Origin of the sequence: Gimesia chilikensis (assembly GCF_007744075.1) — a bacterium.
Taxonomy (GTDB): domain Bacteria; phylum Planctomycetota; class Planctomycetia; order Planctomycetales; family Planctomycetaceae; genus Gimesia; species Gimesia chilikensis_A.
Map to the genome: position 1 here is coordinate 5045633 of NZ_CP036266.1, position 18895 is coordinate 5064527.

The 18895-nt window shown below is 54.0% G+C and carries 11 protein-coding genes; 7 read left to right on the top strand and 4 right to left on the bottom strand.

The features are described 5' to 3' along the window. Positions 1–223: 223 nt before the first annotated feature. The 3 genes from HG66A1_RS19045 to HG66A1_RS19055 form a co-directional block, all read right to left on the bottom strand. Positions 224–1609, bottom strand: a complete 1386-nt coding sequence (locus tag HG66A1_RS19045) for a phytoene desaturase family protein (RefSeq protein ID WP_145187513.1) — start codon at positions 1607–1609, stop codon at positions 224–226. Between the two features lie 21 nt (positions 1610–1630). After that, on the bottom strand, positions 1631–1894 hold the full coding sequence (locus HG66A1_RS19050; RefSeq protein WP_145041949.1) for an acyl carrier protein: 264 nt from the start codon (positions 1892–1894) through the stop codon (positions 1631–1633). Positions 1895–2215: 321 nt separating this feature from the next. Beyond that, a complete protein-coding gene (locus tag HG66A1_RS19055; RefSeq protein WP_145187516.1) occupies positions 2216–3454 on the bottom strand; it encodes a beta-ketoacyl-[acyl-carrier-protein] synthase family protein in 1239 nt (412 codons plus the stop codon). 459 nt (positions 3455–3913) lie between these two features. Here HG66A1_RS19055 and HG66A1_RS19060 point away from each other — a divergent pair, with 459 nt between their 5' ends. The 4 genes from HG66A1_RS19060 (at position 3914) to HG66A1_RS19075 (ending at position 10905) form a co-directional block, all read left to right on the top strand. Then, positions 3914–4483 carry a sigma-70 family RNA polymerase sigma factor gene (locus tag HG66A1_RS19060; RefSeq protein WP_145187519.1) on the top strand — a complete coding sequence of 190 codons (570 nt, stop codon included), beginning with the start codon at positions 3914–3916 and terminating at the stop codon, positions 4481–4483. Beyond that, complete coding sequence (locus HG66A1_RS19065; RefSeq protein ID WP_145187522.1) at positions 4480–6138, top strand: LamG-like jellyroll fold domain-containing protein; 1659 nt, start codon at positions 4480–4482, stop codon at positions 6136–6138. The genes HG66A1_RS19060 and HG66A1_RS19065 overlap by 4 nt, the downstream gene beginning before the upstream one ends. A gap of 93 nt (positions 6139–6231) precedes the next feature. Continuing rightward, positions 6232–9354: a DUF1549 domain-containing protein gene (locus HG66A1_RS32075; protein ID WP_197996682.1), complete on the top strand. Its 3123-nt coding sequence runs from the start codon at positions 6232–6234 to the stop codon at positions 9352–9354. A gap of 63 nt (positions 9355–9417) precedes the next feature. Beyond that, positions 9418–10905, top strand: a complete 1488-nt coding sequence (locus HG66A1_RS19075; protein WP_145187525.1) for a DUF1501 domain-containing protein — start codon at positions 9418–9420, stop codon at positions 10903–10905. 10 nt (positions 10906–10915) lie between these two features. Here HG66A1_RS19075 and HG66A1_RS19080 read toward each other — a convergent pair whose 3' ends face one another. After that, positions 10916–11677 (bottom strand): AraC family transcriptional regulator, encoded by a 762-nt coding sequence (locus HG66A1_RS19080; protein WP_145187528.1) that lies wholly within the window; start codon positions 11675–11677, stop codon positions 10916–10918. A gap of 201 nt (positions 11678–11878) precedes the next feature. Between HG66A1_RS19080 and HG66A1_RS19085 the strand changes: the two genes are divergently transcribed. From HG66A1_RS19085 to HG66A1_RS19095, 3 genes are all read left to right on the top strand, one after another. Then, entirely contained in the window at positions 11879–13255 is a 1377-nt protein-coding gene (locus tag HG66A1_RS19085) for a DUF1501 domain-containing protein (RefSeq protein WP_145041955.1), read from the top strand. Positions 13256–13406: 151 nt separating this feature from the next. Next, positions 13407–15914, top strand: a complete 2508-nt coding sequence (locus HG66A1_RS19090) for a DUF1549 domain-containing protein (protein WP_145187531.1) — start codon at positions 13407–13409, stop codon at positions 15912–15914. A 62-nt stretch (positions 15915–15976) separates the two neighbouring features. Then, positions 15977–18868, top strand: a complete 2892-nt coding sequence (locus HG66A1_RS19095) for a c-type cytochrome domain-containing protein (protein WP_145187534.1) — start codon at positions 15977–15979, stop codon at positions 18866–18868. Positions 18869–18895 lie beyond the last annotated feature (27 nt).

Below are 18895 nucleotides of genomic sequence, written 5' to 3' on the forward strand. Positions count from 1 at the left end.
GCAGAGAAGAAAAAACGGGACCATGAAGGAACTCATGCCCGGGCGTAAGATGACAACATTGCTTCTCCTGTTTATCGAAAATCAGGGGCTTTGTCTACTATACCAGAGTAAAAGAGAATACTGTGACAAAAGTGTGACAATTCGCAGCCGCAGAGTTATAGAAATAGCGGATTTATCGCACAGTGAAGCAGAGGTACAGCATGTGAGAAAACCGGTAATCGGCTCACTTCGCGTTCAGCAGGTGCAGGTTAGCAATGCTGATCCCGGAGAGCATCGAACCGATGATGCCGAGGAAGCCCTGATCGGTGCCACACAGAAAGAGGTTGTCGAAAGAAGTGGTACCATCCAGGATTTTCTGTGGCGCCCCGTACACACAGCCGTTGATATGCCCGGTGAATTTTTTAATGGTGCGGGGTGTGAACGTGTCCACATCGATAACGTGCGGGCGGAAGTCAGGGATGTATCGCATCGAGGACTCGAGAATCTGATCGTACCAGTATTTCTTCTCGGCGACGTACTTGTCTTCGGGGAGATTCATCCAGTAATCGGGATTCGCGAGAGCCGTGATGCGGATCGAGCCTTCTTCGAGCGGCTGATCGTACTCGAAATTATTAGGCGAGCAGATAATGCCGCTGCGAACGTCAACCGGATCTTTGGACTGCTCGTAATAGAAGTCTTCCGATTCATTGTAGAAGACAATGGTTTCTTCGTGTCCGAATTCCGCAGGCTGTTGATCGAGCACGGAGATTGTTTCGACAAACGAAATTTCACCCGGCGTAAAACGATCATCTGTTGTGACATCAGCGCCACAGAGCTTGAGTGTTTCCGCGGATCCGGCCGAGGAAAGCACGTTTTTAGCCTGGAGGATCTGCCCGTCATCGAGCATGACGCCATTCACATGCTGACCGTCGGTGAGCAATTGCTGAACGCCGGCACGCAGCTTGAGTTCACCGCCGAGCTCTTTGAATTTGCGGACCAGGTTTTTAAGAATCAGCCGCACGCCTTTGTAGGGGCGGGCAAAACCTTCCTGATAGATGCTGCGGAACATGATCACGAACTGGTTGAAGTCCATATCGTGTTCGGAGGGGCTGCCGTAAAACATCAGCGGGCAGAGCAGCATGTTGATCAGCAGCGGATCGGAAATCTGTTCGGCCATACGTTTGCGGGCCGAGATCCAGGTCTGTCCGAGATCGCCGATGTTGTGAGAGTCGATATCCGCAACGAGTCGCCGGAAGCCGTCGATCTGACTGGGAAACTGTTCGGCGATCTGGGCTTCGAAATAATCGAACTGATTATTGAACCGCAGAGTATGACCGGGGAAGACGACCGAAGAGCCACATTGGGGGCTGAGGTCGAAATCGTCCCACTGAAAACGGAGCTGCCTGAGAATCTTATTCAGGGGGCCCCGTTTTCCGCCTGGGGGCGAATAGTTGGTGACGGCGTGCAGACCGACATCATGATTGCGACCGCGCAGGCGATAGAAGGAGTTCAATCCGCCAATGGTGGTGTGCCGTTCGAGGATGCACACCTGCTTCCCATAGTACGCCAGTCGGATTCCTGCAGCCAGCCCGGAAAGGCCGGCACCAATAATAATCGAATCGTAGGTCATGGCGTCGGGAAGGTTGGAGAATCAGACGGTGCTTTCAGCATCCTTCAGGAGGGGAGTCAGGTAGGTCACGGTGCTGTCCATGGTTACCAGTTCGCCGTAGTCTTCTTCCGGAATCTGCACGCGATAGAGCTTTCGCAGCTCCATGACGATATCCAGAAAGTCCATGCTGTCCAGTTCCATCTGATCCCGAAAAGGAACGCTATCATCGAGTTCCGAAAGATCTTCATCGGGAGCAATTCGAGCCAAGATATCCAAGATAACCGATCTGATTTGTTCCGGCGCCATGCAGAAACTCCAAACTTTCTAAAATCCTGTAACGTCGATTTCCAGCAGCGATATGTACAGATCCGCCGCGAAACCCTGAGAGGGGAAGCCACTTATAGCAAACCAACAACCTCCCCGCTAGAAGCCGGGAAACAAAAACCCGCCCCTCGGGGAAAATACTATAACTTGATTTAAACCGAGATTTAAACCGACTCAGGTCATAAGAACACAGAGTTTTTCAGAAAATCTGCGCAGAAGCGGCTTAATTACGAAAGGAAGCTCAGTTTCGGCAGAGAATCAGACTGCGCAGAGTGGAAAAGCGGGGTATGTCTACCGTTCAGTTCAGGTAGCGTACTTTTTCACGATCAGAACCGAATTGATTCCCAGCATCCCGAAGGAGTTATTCAGAATGCATTCAACCTGTTCCATCTGCCGTGGTTCGTTGGCTACGATCTGCGACAGCTTACACTCCGGATCAAGGTCATCCAGATTCAAAGTCGCATGCGCGATGCCATCGTCAAAGGCGGGCAGGTTCCCCAGCAGTTCCAGAGCACCCGCAGCGCCCATCGCATGGCCGATAAAGCTCTTGGTGTTGTTAATCGCCAGATTGGGGCAATCTCCAAACACGGAAGCGAGTGCCTTGGCTTCCTCGATATCTCCCTGGTGGGTGGCGGTGGCATGACTGCTCAGAATATCAATATCGGAGGGTTCCAGTCCCGCCCGATTGAGGGCCAGCCGAATACATTCCGCCTGACGCGAGGAGTTGGGCAGCACGAAATCGCTGGCATCGGAATTCATCGCGTAGCCGACGATTTCCCCGTAAATGGTAGCTCCACGTGCCAATGCGTCGGGAAGACGTTCCAAAGTACAAACCGCGCCCCCTTCGGCGACGACGATTCCATTCCGGTTTACGTCGAATGGACGACAGGCTTTGGTCGGATCTTCATTGACGGCCAGAGCGCCCTGGCTCTGGAAGCTGGCGAAGATTCCAAACGTGTGAATACTCTCAGAAACACCACCACACAGGGCCAGATCGACTTCATTCAGTCGCAGCATCTGCACGCCCTGAATAAATCCAGCGTTCCCGGCAGCACAGGCGGCGCCGAGCGTGAGGTGCGGGCCGGTGATACCCAGATTCAGGGTGACTTCCCCCGCCGGGTTATTCGCCACGGTGCGGGGATTATGGTGGTGCGACCAGACTTTTGTATCGTAATCGAACTGCGAAATTTCGTAGACTTCGTTCTCGGTCTCAACGTTGCCATGTTCGGTAATGCCGAGATAAACGCCCACACGGTCGCGGGCGACATTTTCCCAGTCGAGGCCGGACTGATTGACGGCTTCGTTCGCACAGTAGACAGCAATAGAGCCCGCACGCGTTCCCCGGCGGACTTCTTTGCGTTTCTGGTAGCGCAGTTCATCGAAATCACAGACACCCGCGAGGACATGCCCCATGTAACGAATGTCATAATCTACAACACCCGAACGTCCTGCCAGCAGACTTTGCCGAAATTCCTCCAGGTTATTGCCATTCGGAGCTGTCAGGCCAATTCCGGTAATGACAATCCGGCTTTGATCATCCATTGATTGATACCACTCTGATCGATGTATGTTGTCACGAAGATTACAGGCTGCCCGGCAGAGACCGCCGCGCAGGGTGAAATGTTAAATGATAACTCAAGGAGAGTACCCGTTCTACCGTAAACTCGCAAGTGGGGCGAGCAGCGAGATTTGTGATTCGATCTAGAATGCGGGACAGTTCTGAAAACGTTCCGCGTCTGAAAATCTTTTTTCCTGAAAATGAATGACCCCGATAAAGCACTGCCCCAGGGGACGCAACTGTTGAACAACTGTCTGTCGGTCAATCTGTCGCTGGAAGAATCAAATCTTCTGTAAAGCGTGGAAAAGGCTGGTATAATCGAGATTCTTATAAAGCGATACAAAACAGGGACTTATACAAAAGCAGAGACGTTGATTCCGTTCCCATCGGGAAAAAAACGTTTTCGAGGCGTCCAATCTCCGACCTTGTGTACGATTATCAGTATGGACTCAAACCGAGAAACAACCGGAAATCCTGAAACGACGGCAGGCGCCGTACCTGATGAGCATTTCGTCACTCAGCTGGCCCGGCATCACAGCCTGATCCGGGGCTTTATCGGTACGCTGCTTCCGCACCAGACCGATGCGGAAGATGTGTTCCAGCAGACCTGCCTGGTCCTGTGGCGGAAATGGCAGACCTTTGATGCGTCTCAGAGTTTTGCTGCCTGGGCCTGCGGGATCGCCTTCTACGAGGTGAAGAACTTCCAACGGGTTCAGAGTCGGGATCGACACTATTTCTCCGACGAAGTCCTCTCGCTGATCGCAGCTCAGCAGAACAAGTCGCTGCCTGAGTCAGAACAACGGAAACAGGCTCTGCAGGACTGCATTCAGAAACTGGACAATGAGAACCGAAAACTGATTCTCGACTGCTACCATGGCCCACAGACGATTCAGGAAATTGCTGATCAGCTGGGCCGCTCCCGCGATGCGATCTACAAAAAGCTCGCCCGTCTGCGTCTGAAACTCATGGACTGCATGCAGCAGTCACTACCATCCACGGAGGCAGGCTCATGAATTCATCCCCTTCTTCCGACAATCGAACCGTTCAGCTGATCGATGCCCTGCTCCAGGAAACCATCAGTGAGTCCGAGCAGATGGAGCTGGAGCAGATTCTCAAAGAGGATGCCGACCAGCGTCAGCTCTACATTGACTATCTGCAGGTGCATTCCGGCCTGGCCAGTTGGGCCGCCGAGACACGAGACGCTGATCCGTGGGTCCCACAGCATATGGAGACGCGAACTGACTCCCAGTGGAATGCCTCTCGATTTGTCCTGTTACTAATCTCCTCTGTCGTCGCGGCAACCCTTCTGCTGTCGCTCTCCTATTACGCCGGCTGGAGCATTGGATCTGGACAAGAGTCACACATCGTGAATGTCCCGGAAACGAAATCTTCTGAAGCCTCTCCTGGTGCCAGTGAACCGCAAACCGATCACATCGCTCTGCTCACCCAGGCTGTGGGCGTTGAGTGGGAAACACCTCGCGATCTCCAGGCCGGTGCCGGTCTGTCGGCCGGCTGGTTGAAACTGAAAAGCGGTACGATACAGGTCGAGATGATCAGCGGCGCCTCGGTGCTCATCGAAGGTCCCGCAGCGATCAAGCTGATCTCCCCCCTTAAAGCCTTCTGTGAATACGGAAAGGTGCGTGCCTCTGTTCCGGAACAGGCCCAGGGCTTTTCCGTCGCTACCTCCCGACTGAACGTGGTCGATCTGGGTACGGAATTCACCCTCTCCCTGGATGAAACCGGGAACGGACAGGTGCAGGTCATCGATGGCAAGGTCGAACTGCACGCTGCTAACCAGCAGCAAAGTGCTCCACCGCTGCAGAGCCTGACAACCGGAGAAGGAGTCAACTTCGATGCCCAGGGAACGTTCAACGAGTTACAGGAAGCAATCCGACCGCTGATCGACCTGGAAGAACTTTCTCAACTGGCGGCCCGTCAGCAGGAACAGCAGTTCTCACACTGGCGTGAGCAAAACCAGCGTCTCAAGAACGATCCGAGTCTGCTCGCCTATTATGACTTTGAAGAACCATCGAACTGGGTCAGGACACTGAAGAACAAAGCCCGGCAGCCATTGTCCTCTGCGACGGACGGCGCGATTGTCGGCTGTCAGTGGACTTCAGGTCGCTGGCCCGATAAACAGGGACTCGAATTCAAACGAACCAGCGACCGTGTACGCCTGCAGATTCCGGGGGAATACCAGTCCCTCACATTTACGGCCTGGGTTCGCATCGAGGGCTTCGACCGCTGGTTGAGCTCCCTGATGCTGACGGATGGCTTCAAACCCGGAAATCCCCACTGGCAGCTAAGTGACAAAGGGGAGATCATCCTCGGCGTGAATACCGGCGAGGTGAAGAACTTTTTCTCCCCCGTTGTCCTGCAGCCCACCGATTTGGGCCGCTGGATTTTCGTGGTCACCGTTTACGATCATCAGAAGCAGGAAGTCGTGCATTATCTGGACGGCACTCCCGTCAGCCACCATAAAATAGAGAAGCCGGTCCCGCTGGTCATTGGACCTGCGGAAATCGGAAACTGGCGTCCTCAGAATCACTCGGGTGCACACAGCATCCGCAGTCTGAATGGGCGCCTGGATGAGTTTGCCCTGTTTGGTCGGGCACTTTCCGCAGACGAGATTTCCAGACTGTACCAGGCCGGAAAACCAGGTTCGTAATTGATTTCCCGGCTCCACTTTTGTGACATAGTAAAAGAGACCTGACACACCAGAACTTCATTCCCGCTGAAACTTCCAGACGAAGAGGCATTGATGCGAAATTTTACGATCGCGCTCATGTTGTTAATCGCCAGCCTGTCCAGCAGCGTACTGACCGCCGCCGAAAAGAAACCGGTGCTTTCCGCTGACCATGCGAAACAAATGCAGCAGGGACTGGAACTGTTCAAGAAGGAAGTCCGCCCCCTGCTGGCTGCGAAATGCCTGAAATGTCATGGAGGCCAGTCTGTCAAAGGAGACTTCGACCTCTCCACCCGTAAGAAGCTGCTCGACAGCGGTATGATTGAAAAGACCGGCAAAGAGAGCTACCTGATGGCTCTGGTCGAACACCGCGAAGAACCCTACATGCCGCTCAAGGAGAAGAAGCTCAGCGACAAAGAAATTGCCAGCCTCTCGAAATGGATCGACCTGGGCGCGCCCTACGACAAACCGCTGGCTACCGGCAACAAAGGTGAAGCCGGGCCACTCGCGGTAACAGACGATGATCGAAAGTTCTGGTCGTTTCAACCGCTGAGTCAACCTGCCGTCCCGACAGTGAAATCCAACGACTGGTCCCGCAATGAGATCGATCAGTTCATCCTCGCTGCACAGCAACCCAAAGGTTTAACCCCCAACGCAGAGGTCAGCAAACGAACCTATATCCGTCGTGCTTATTTCGACCTGATCGGCCTGCCCCCCACACCTGCGGAAATCGAAGAATTCCTGGCAGACCAGAGTCCCGACGCTTATGAAAAACTGATCGATCGTTTGCTGGCCAGTCCCCGCTACGGGGAACGCTGGGCGCGACACTGGCTCGACATCGCCCGTTTCGCGGAGAGCCATGGCTTCGAACATGACTACGACCGCAACTATGCTTATCACTATCGCGATTTTGTCATCAAAGCCCTCAACCAGGACATGCCTTACGATCAGTTTGTTCGCTGGCAACTGGCGGGGGATGAAATCGCTCCTGAAAATCCACTGGCACTGATGGCGACCGGCTTTCTGGGCGCAGGTGTTTTCCCGACCCAGATCACGGCCAATGAAGTAGAACGCACCCGCTATGACGCGTTGGATGACATGCTCAATACCACCGGTCTGGCCATGCTGGGACTGAGCGTCGGCTGTGCCCGCTGCCATGATCATAAGTTTGACCCCATCCCCACCCGCGATTACTACCGGATGCTCTCGACATTCACCACGACCGTCCGCACCGAGATTGAAATCGATCTCGACCCCGAAAAATATCAGCGAGAGAAGGCCGCCTTTGACCAGGCACACGCTCCACTTGTCAAAGCCTTGCGCGACTACGAAGCCAATCAGCTCAACCCGCAGTTCGAACAGTGGCTCACGCAGGGTAAAGTCGATCGGAGCCAGTTGGATCAGTGGATTGTTCCCGAAGTCACCAGCCATTCATCCAAAGGGAAAGCCCGCTTTGAAAAACTCGAAGATGGCTCGATCCTGGTCAGTGGCCCGAACATCAACCAGGATCACTATACATTCCGTCTAAAAACCAGCGTCAGCCCCCTGCGTTCGATTCGTCTGGAAACATTGACGCATCGCAGCCTGCCCCACCAGGGACCCGGTCGCGCGGTGAACGGCAATTTTTCGCTAACCGCATTTAAGGTCAAAGCCAAATCACTGAACGAGAAAGAGGCGAAGAGCCATGACCTGAAGCTGACCAACGCTCGTGCGACACATGAGCAAAACCAGACCACTCTCTCTGCAGCCAGCGCCATCGATGGACAATACGGATCCGGCTGGGCGGTTGACCTGGGTGGAATCGGCAAGGACCAGGCAATTGTCTTCGACCTGGAAGAGCCGCTGGAGTTCACAGGCGAAACCGAGCTGACAATCACCATGTCATTCACCAACAATGTGAACCACAGCATTGGACACCCGCGGTTTTCGGTCAGCAGCGCGAGTGCTCCTCCTGTCAAAACAGGAACCGGCAGTCCCGAACAGTTGGCCCAGGCCCTGCAGTTGGTAGAGCAGGGAGACCAGAAAAAGCTGAATGCAGGACTGAAACAGATTCTGAAGCGATACTATCGCGAACAGGATTCCGAATGGGTCGCGTTGTCCGGCAAGGTCGAACAGCACCTGAAAACAGAACCACAGCCCGCGTTGACGAAAGTCATGATCTGTAGTGAAGGCCCCGAAATCAAACCGGTTCGGCATCACAGTCAGGGGAAAGATTTCTTCGACGTCACATACTACCTGACGCGAGGTGACACCGATCAAAAGGGGAAAGTCGCCGAACAGGGTTTCCTGCAGGTATTGATGCGAAACCCAAAGCAGGAACAGAAGTGGATTGAAGAACCTCCGCAGTCAGCGACCACCTCGTATCGACGCACCTCACTGGCCAACTGGATGACCGATACCAATCAGGGTGCCGGGGCGTTGATGGCCCGGGTGATGGTGAACCGACTCTGGCAGCATCACATGGGAGCCGGCATCGTCAGCACGCCGAACGACTTCGGTCTGCAGGGAGAACGTCCCACACATCCGGAGTTGCTGGACTTCCTGGCGAACCAGCTCATCAAACACCAGTGGCACCTCAAGCCTTTGCATAAAGAAATCATGCTCAGCGCCACATATCGACAGTCGACCGACTTCGATGCAGACAAAGCAAAGATAGATCCCGAAAACAAGCTGCACTGGCGTCGTACCCCTCAGCGTCTGGAAGGGGAAGCCATTCGTGATTCGATTCTGTATGTCGGCGATCGGCTGGACACAACCATGTACGGCCCCGGTTCACTGAAGACCGACAACCAGCGTCGCAGCATCTATTTCAAAATCAAGCGGAGCCAGCTGATTCCGATGATGCAACTCTTTGATGCCCCGGAAGCACTGGTCAGCATCGGTCAACGATCAAGTACCACTATCGCCCCGCAGGCCCTGTTGTTCATGAATGCCGACTTTATCCGCGAGAGTGCGAAGTCCTTCGCCAAGCGGATCCAGCAGCAGCAACCCGACTCCATGGAACAGGCAGTCGCCGATGCCTACCTGATCGCATTAGGACGTCAGCCGACCGCCAGTGAAACGGCGATCTCAGTCGAATTTATCAAACAGCATGAGCAGTCCTATACCGCGGAAAAGAAGGCGGAACCGCGACTGCTGGCATTAACCGACTTCACACATGCGTTGCTCAGTACCAATGAATTTATCTATCCCAACTAAACGCGACTTTCTGTGAGACCAGTTTTTAATACACAGTTCAATCGAATTATCCGGAGAAACAGGATGTCACAACCCATCACAGAACTGCCAACCATTTCAATCAACCAGTTACTGGCCCGCCGACAGTTGCTCAAACGGGCCGGCAGCGGCATCGGTACCCTGGGCCTGCTCAGTCTGCTGCAACAGGAGGGGCTCCTGGAAACCAGCCAGGCCGCTCCGGCTGTGCGCCCCAACAATCCGCTGGCACCGAAGGAACCGCATATGCCCGCGAAAGCGAAAGCGGTCATCTGGCTGTTTATCAATGGTGGACCGAGCCAGGTTGATACATGGGATTATAAACCCGAACTGGAAAAGCGGGATGGTGTGGCCCTGGAAGGGTTTGACAACAAGACCGGCTTCTTTCAAAACGCGGTCGGACCTTTGATGAAAAGCCCCTTCAAATTCAAACAGTATGGCGAATCAGGCAAATGGGTCTCTGATATTTTCCCGCATCTCTCCCAGCATGTCGATAAGATGGCCTTCATTCACTCGGGGCATACGGAATCTAACAATCATAGCCCCGCGCTGTTCATGATGAATTGCGGCGTTCCTAAAATGGGGCATCCCTGTGTCGGTTCCTGGGTCACTTACGGACTGGGTTCCGAAAGCGACAGCCTGCCGGCTTTCGTGGTGATGTCCGATCCCCTGGGACGCGGACTCCCCAAAGGACACAGTCTGAACTGGGGCGCCGGTTTTCTGCCCAGCGTTTACCAGGGAACGTATCTCAGACCAACTGGTGAGCCCATCGATAACCTGCAACCCCCGCCGGTTTTAACCAACAAAGGACGCCAGCGTTCACAGCTCGACCTCGTGAAAGCACTTAATCGACAGCATCTGGAACAAAACGAAGGAGACCAGGAACTGGCGGCCCGCATCGAAAGTTTCGAGCTCGCCTATCGTATGCAGAGTGCGGCCCCCGAAGCACTGGATATCTCACAGGAACCGAAACACCTTCAGGATCAGTACGGGATTGGCAATAAACAGTGTGAGCATTTCGCAAAACAGTGTCTGATCGCGCGGCGGATGGTGGAACGGGGCACCCGCTTCGTGCAGATCTACTCCGGTGGGATGGAGAATCAACGGAGCTGGGACGGACACCAGGACATCAAAGGGAATCATAGTGGCTTCGCCGGCGAAACCGATCAGCCGATCGCCGCTCTCCTGGGCGACCTGGAAGCCCGCGGCCTGCTTGACGAAACGCTGGTGATCTGGGGTGGTGAATTTGGCCGTCTGCCGATCGCTCAGAAAGGGGCCAACCCGGGCCGCGATCACAATCCGCACGCGTTTACTACCTGGATGGCCGGCGGTGGCGTTAAAGCGGGAACGACATACGGAGCCACTGATGAAATCGGCTTCAAAGCAGCGGAGAACAAAGTGCATGTGAATGATCTGCATGCCACAATTCTACGACTGTTGGGAATGGATCATGAAAAACTGACCTACCTCTACAGCGGACGCCGGTTCCGCCTGACTGATGTGGGTGGTCACGTGATTGATGAATTGATTGCCTGACCAATGTGAATCAGGCCATCTCCGTCTCCTGCCGAAAACGTTTACGGTACTCGGAAGGAGAGAGCCCCATCAGGTTGACAAACTGTTTGGTAAAATAACTCTGATCGTAAAAGCCGGATTCGAGGGCGATTTCGGACACCCGTTTTTCGGTTCGCGTCAGCAGCTGACAGGCGGCATTAATGCGAACCCGCAGAATATATTTTTGAGGAGTAATCTGATACAGCTTTTTAAATTTCCGATCGAGCTGACTGACCGAGAGAAAGATCAGATCGGCCAGTTCGGAAATCTGGATGCGTTCCTGGTAATGTTCCAGAACATAGGCAATGACCTGGTCGAGTTCCTGGTAAGACTGAAATTCGGAGCCGGCAACTTTGATGTCGCGTAGCACGCCGGCCACGCCAATCACCTTGCCACCATCGCCGAACAGGGGAATCTTACTGCAGAGATACCATTTCAGATTTCCCTGGCGATCGGGAATTAACCAGACCTGGTTGGGAAGTGGAGTACCAGATTCCATCACCCGCTGATCTTCAGCCACGTATTGTTCTGCGAGATCCTGGGGATGGATGTCGAAATCGGTCTTGCCGATGATGTCTTCCTCGCGGGGAATCGCTCGCACATCCATCCAGGCACGACTGATATTGATAAAACGTCCCTGTGCGTCCTTGGCAAAGAAATAAGCATCGGGAATGTAGTTGAAGAGTTCTTCCAGATGGAGTTTATTGTCAAGGCGTTTCAGGAAATCGTCACGGAATTTCTGAGGATCTTGCATGCGTAAATAATACAAATTTATGCGTCATTCGTACAAGACGATGTTGATCTTTGCGTCTACGATATGCGAAAATAAACGAATCAGGGATTTCTTGCGCGAGTGGGAAATTCGCGCAGTGGTTCAGATTCCGTCTGACTGTTTTTTTAGCCGGATCCCGCCGCTGACAGATCCTAATTCGTATTCCACAGATTGAGGTTCATCATGCTGAAGTTCACTGGCAAAGGCACAGCGCATACCTGTAGCGGAGTCACCCGCAGAGACTTTCTGCAAGTCGGTACATTAGGCGCTATGGGGCTCTCACTGCCACAGTACCTCGAAGCCAAAGAACGCGGAATGGTCGACAAGAAGAACGACAACCGTGCGGCGATTATGATCTTCAATCTGGGTGCCCCCAGTCAGCTCGACACTTTCGATATGAAACCGGAGGCACCGTCCGAAATCCGGGGTCCCTTCAAGCCCATTGATACGGCCTCCCCCGATATCAATATTTCCGAAATTTTCCCGCTGCATGCACGCGTCGCCGATAAATTCTCGCTGGTCCGTTCCTGTTACCATACCGCGGCTGCGGTCCACGATGCCGGCTGGCAGATGATGCAGACCGGTCGTCTCTTCACGGGTGGAATCAATACTCCTCACATCGGTTCGGTGGTCGATTATCTGCGAGGCCGCAAAACCGACCTGCCCGCCAACGTGGTACTCCCCGAAACGATGGGACGCGGCGGTGGAAACCTGCCCAATGGTCAGGCGGGTGGCTTCCTGGGTAAAGCTCACGATCCATTTGCCCTGATGGCCGATCCTTCCAAACCGAACTTTAAAGTTCCCGACATGCTGCCTCCCCAGGAAATTGGCTCGGCCCGTCTGGAACGTCGTCGTAAAATCCGCGACGTGGTTGACAGTACCATCGATCATTTTGAATCGACCGAAGACGCCAAACTGCTCAACGGCAATTTTCACTCGGCTTATCGCCTGATGACCAGTAAAGAGGCCCGCGAAGCCTTTGACCTCTCTAAGGAACCCATGAAGGTCCGCGAACGTTACGGCATGAACCGCTTCGGTCAATGCTGTCTGCTCTCCCGTCGTCTGGTGGAAGCCGGCGTGCGTTTCGTAACGATCAACACCTTCCTGACCGTGTTCAACGAAATCACCTGGGATATTCACGGCTCGAAACCTTTCACTTCCATTGAGGGGATGAAAAATATCGTTGCCCCTATGTACGATCAGGCTTACAGCGCCTTGATTGAAGATCTGTACGACCGAGGCATGCTGGACGAAACCCTGGTCTGTAACGTGGCGGAATTTGGCCGCACGCCGAAAGTCAATCCAGCCGGAGGCCGTGACCACTGGCCTCAATGTTTTACCTGTTACTTTGCCGGCGGAGGCGTCCAGGGTGGACGCGTGGTCGGCAGCAGCGATCCGATTGGTGGTGTGCCTGCAGATCGACCGGTTTCTCCCGGGGATCTGGCAGCGACCGTTTACCACAGCCTCGGCTTCGATCTGCACACGGTGCTCCCCGGCCCCGCCGGTCGCCCCTTCCCGCTGGTAGATGTGGGTAAGCAGGAAATCCGTGAACTGTTTTAACGCGTAACCTCAGTTCAAACCTCAACTGAGACTAAATAGACGTTGAGTCCCTCACCTTAACGAGGAACAGACTGCCCTTGTCGCTGCGCGGCCGTTACGTACTTTGATCAAACCACGACTGTTTTAATTATAACACGAAGAGAAGTGCTCAATGACTCCTCGAACATCTGTCTTATCCATCCTGCTCGTCGCCGCCTGCCTTGCTGGCGTGCTCTGCCCTGCACACTCTCAGGCAGCGACAGAAACAGACACCGCCATCAAGTTGTTCCCGCAAACCATCGATCTGCGTGGCAGTGAAGCCCGCCAGGGGCTCTCGGTGCAGACACTGACCAATGACGAAGTCACTGGACCGGTCACGACTCCATTCCAGCTGACATCCAGTAATCCGGACGTCGTTAAGATTGAAGACCAGACCGCGGTCCCGGTCGGGAATGGCACAGCCCAGATTACCGTCCTGTCCGGTTCGGCTAAATCGACCAGCCAAGTCACCGTCAGTGGTCTCGACCAGCCACACCGCTGGAGTTTCCGCAACGATATTGAGCCGGTCCTGACCAAGACAGGCTGTAATTCGGGTCCCTGTCATGGCGCCCTGGCAGGCAAAGGGGGCTTTCGTCTCTCACTGAAAGCGTATGATGTGCCCGGTGACTTCCACACTATCGTCGAACAGGCACGCGGACGACGCATCGAGCTATCAGACCCGGCCCGCAGCCTGCTGTTGATCAAACCAACGGGAGCAGTTCCGCACAAAGGGGGCGTCCGCTTCGAAACCGATTCCCGCGAATACCGGATTCTCTCCGAATGGATCGCACAGGGGGCGACACCGCCGGCTGAGCAGGATGCTGTCATCGAAAGTCTACAAGTCCTTCCCGGGCGTTCAATCCTCACCAAAGGACAATCACAGCGTCTGCTGGTTCAGGCCCGTTACTCGGACAACTCTGTCCGCGATGTCACCCGCTGGACCGCATTTTCGTCCGTGAACGAGAGCGTCGCCCAGGTTGATGAAGCAGGAAATATCAAAGTCACCGGATACGGCGAAGGCGCGATTGTCTGTATCTTCTCCAGTAAAGTCGCGATCTCCAAAATCACGTCTCCCTATCCGCAGGACATCAATCCGGACATCTATGCCAGATCACCGAAACACAATTTCATCGATGAACTGGTCATCAAACAGCTCAAACGTTTGAACCTGCCCCCCTCACCTCAGGCGACTGATGAAGAATTTGTCCGCCGGGTCTACATCGACACAATAGGTACCCTTCCCACACCTGCCGAAGTCAACACTTTTCTCGCTGATCAGCGCCCGGACAAGCGAAACCAGTTGATCGAACAGCTGTTAAACCGCCCGGAGTTCGTGGATTACTGGACCTACAAATGGTCTGACCTGTTGCTGGTGAATGGTGAGTTGATTCGTCCCCAGGCAGTCAAAGCCTATCACGACTGGATCTATCAGCATGTGAAACAGAACACTCCCTGGGACAAGCTGGTACACGAACTGATTACCGCCCAGGGAAGCAGCATCGAAAACGGTGCAACCAACTTTTACGCGATTCACCAGGATCCGGAATCCATGACCGAAAATGTGAGCCAGGCATTTCTGGGTCTGGCCATCGGCTGTGCGAAGTGCCATAACCATCCACTCGAAAAATGGACCAACGGCCAATACTACGCGATGGCGAATTTCTTCGCCCGCGTGCGGGCCAAAGGCTGGGGTGGGAGCCAGGGCTCAGGCGATGGTATTCGCACCCTGTTTGTAGCGACCAAAGGGGATCTGGCTCAACCGCTGACGGGTAAACCTCAGCCCCCCACTCCCCTGGATGGTGCGTCGATTGACATCAATGCTCCCGAAGACCGCCGCGTCTATCTGGCAGACTGGTTGACGGCGAAAGAAAACCCCTTCTTCAGCCGTTCCATTACAAACCGCGTCTGGGCCAACTTCTTCGGAGTCGGCCTGGTCGAGGCGGTGGACGACATGCGGGAATCGAACCCCGCGAGTAACGAAGAGTTGCTGTCAGCTGCATCCGACTATCTGAAAGACCAGAACTTCGACCTGAAAGCACTGATGCGGGTCATCCTGCAGTCGGCTGCTTACCAGCGCAGCAGTCAACCCCTGCCTGAAAATAAAGACGAAAAACGATTCTACTCCCGCTACTATCCCCGGCGGATGATGGCCGAAGTCCTGCTGGATGCCATTTCGCAGGTCACGGAAGTACCGGATGAATTCACAAAGTATTACGAACCGAATCCACAGAAAACGGACTTTTATCCCAAGGGGACCCGGGCAATTCAGTTATATGATTCGTCTGTGATCTCCTACTTCCTGAAGACTTTTGGACGAAACGAGCGGATGATTACCTGCGAATGCGAGCGTTCCGAAGAACCAACGATGGTCCAGGTGCTGCACCTCTCGAATGGCGACACCATCAATAACAAGCTCAAAGCCAAAGAGAGTCGGGTCACAAAACTGCTGAATGCGAAACAGTCAGACCAGGAACTGGTCGAGCAGATATATCTGCTGTGCCTCTCTCGGAAACCCACTCCAGAGGAAAATACCAAGTTGCTCAATATTCTGAAAGAGACCCCGCAGGCCGAGAGACGCCAGGTCGTAGAAGACCTGTTCTGGGGTGTGCTCAGCAGCCGCGAGTTTCTGTTCAACCACTGATGAGATCGAACTCATTAACAACATTCATACCATGATTTAAAGTCGCTCACTTGAGGCTATCCATGTTGAAACTTTCTGATAAATTCCTGCTGGTTACCGCCTGCCTGCTGCTGTTTCTCCCACAGTCAGTTCCAGCTGCGGAAGCGCCCATTGATTATTCAAAACAGGTCGCCCCCCTGCTCCGCAAATATTGTGAAGGCTGTCATACAGCAGACGACGGGGAAGGAAAATTCTCGACAGAGACTTTCGCTGACCTACTCAAAGGGGGAGAACATGGCCCTGCGGTCCTGCCGGGTGACAGTCAATCAAGCCGATTGATCCGCATGATCAAGGGTGAACTTAAACCTGTCATGCCTCCGGAAGATAGCGGCGAGAAACTGACGGCTGCTGAAATCGCAGTGCTGACAGAATGGATCAATCAGGGCGCTAAAGGCCCCTCAGGCAAGGAACCGTTGCGGATGGAATTGACCGTTCCTGAGATCAAACCGGCACAGGGAATCTCCAAACCGATTGCATCGCTGGTCTGGTCTCCCGCAAGCGACCTGATTGCCATCGCCCGTTTCTCTGAGATCGATCTGCTTTCAGGGAATTCGAACAAACTGGTACGCACCATCAAAGGCCTGCCCGGGAAAGTGAATTCGGTTCGCTTCAGTAATGACGACAAGTGGCTGATCACATCTTCGGGAACCACAGGGCTGTTCGGACAGGCGGACATCTGGGAGGTGGGCACCAGGAAAAAACTTCACAAATTTGTGGGTCATAAAGATGTTCTCTATGCAGCACAGGTCAGCCCGGACCAGAAATGGCTGGCGACCGGAAGTTACGATAACAACATTATTCTCTGGGATATCGCAACCGGCAACAAAGTCAGAACGTTAAGCGGGCACAACGGTGCGATTTTTGACCTCGCATTCAGCCCGGATTCGACGGCGCTCGCGAGTGCCTCTGCAGATGCCACGGTCAAAGTCTGGCAGGTTGCCACGGGAGAACGGCTGGATACGCTGAGTCAGCCTCTCAAGGAACAGACATCAGTGAGCTTCAGCCCGGACGGGAACTACATCGTCGCTACGGGAGCCGATAACCGGATTCGCAAATGGCGATTTGTTTCCCGGAAGTCAGCACGAATCAATCCTCTGGTGATTGCCCGCTTTGCGCATGAAAGTCCGGTGATTCAGATCACTTATTCTCCAGATGGAAAATGGCTGGCTTCCATTTCGGATGACCGTTCGCTGAAAATCTGGGATGCAGACCAGTTGCAGTTACTGCATGTCATTGAAAACCTGCCCGCGATCCCCACGTCGGTCGCTTTTGCCCCCGACTCACAGACAGCCATAGTAGGCTTCAGTAACGGACAGCTGAAACGGTTTTCCCTGCCTTCCAGCCAGCCTGCAGGCAGCACCGGACAGATTATTGCCCGGCAGTCCCCTGAAACAGACGAATTCACACCGATGGCTTCTGCTGAAACAGTGCAGATTAAAGAACAGGAGCCCAATAATCAGCCTGGTCAGGCGACGCCTCTCAAGGGAGTCTCTGTCGTCGCCAGCGGTCTGATCAATGGCACTCAGTCCGGACAGACCGATGTCGACCTGTACCAGTTCCAATCCAAAGCGGGCCAGGAATGGCTGATTGAAACTAACGCCGCCCGTAAGAAATCAAAGCTCGATTCTAAAATTGATGTTCTGGATGCTGAAGGCAACCAGATTCCCCGCGTCTTGTTACGGGCGGTACGTGACTCGTATTTCACCTTCCGCGGCAAGGATTCCAACATTGTCAATGATTTCCGTATCCATAACTGGCGGGAGATGGAATTGAATGAGTACCTGTATTGCAACGGGGAAGTCGTCAAACTCTGGCTCTACCCCCGTGGTCCCGACTCGGGCTTCAACGTTTATCCGGGTCTCGGTCGGCGTTATACCTATTTTGGCACCTCGCCGATCACGCATGCGTTACACGAACCCTGCTATATCGTCGATCCCTATCCTGCGGGAACCGAACTGCCTCCCAATGGACTGCCGGTGTTTACGATTTTCTACGAGAACAACGACGATGGCAGACGCGAGCTGGGAGATGACTCGCGACTGATCTTCAAAGCCCCCAAGGACGGCACCTACCTGGTGCGTGTCTCGGATGTACGTGGTTTTCAAGGGCAGGATTTTCATTACGATCTGACTGTCCGTCCCCGTCAGCCCGATTTCAAAGTGACACTGAATGGGGCCAATCCCAAGGTCAACGCTGGCAGTGGACAGGAAATTGAACTGGTCGCCCAGCGAATTGATGGTTTTGATGGTCCGATCCGCGTGGACATTTCTGATGTTCCCCCTGGCCTGCATGTTACCAGTCCCATCATCATTCAGGCTGGTCACGACCGGGCTTATGGAACAATTTACGCCGATCCCGTTGAGGAAACGAACGGCCCCCTGGTTGCTCCCCGCCCCTCCGATAGCCGTTACCAGAGTGTAAACGTCTCTGCGACCGCGACTATCGCAGGCAAAGAAGTCAGCCATAATGTCAATCCTCTCGGCGTAGTCCAGGTTCAGAAGAAGCCGCGTCTGATGATTCGAATGGTCACCCTCGATTCAGACGGATTGAGTATCGCCGGAGATCAACTGGCTGAAATCCCAGACAAACCACTGGAGTTGACCATCCATCCAGGTGAAACAATCGCAGCTAAGGTTGTGGTGCTGCGGGATGGTTATAAAGGTGTCGTCGGCTTTGGTCGTGAATATGCCGGCCGAAATCTGCCCCACGGCGTGTTTGTCGACAACATCGGCCTGAACGGTTTATTGCTGCTGGACGATCAGAGCGAACGAACATTCTACCTGACCGCCGCGAAATGGGTGCCGGAAACAACCCGGCTGTTCCATCTGCGTGCTGATCAGGAAGGCAGACAGACTTCCATCCCCGTCCTACTGCACGTCAAACGCAAAGAAAAACTGGCCAACCGATCGAACTGAGCAGACAACCATTTGAAAGCGACACAT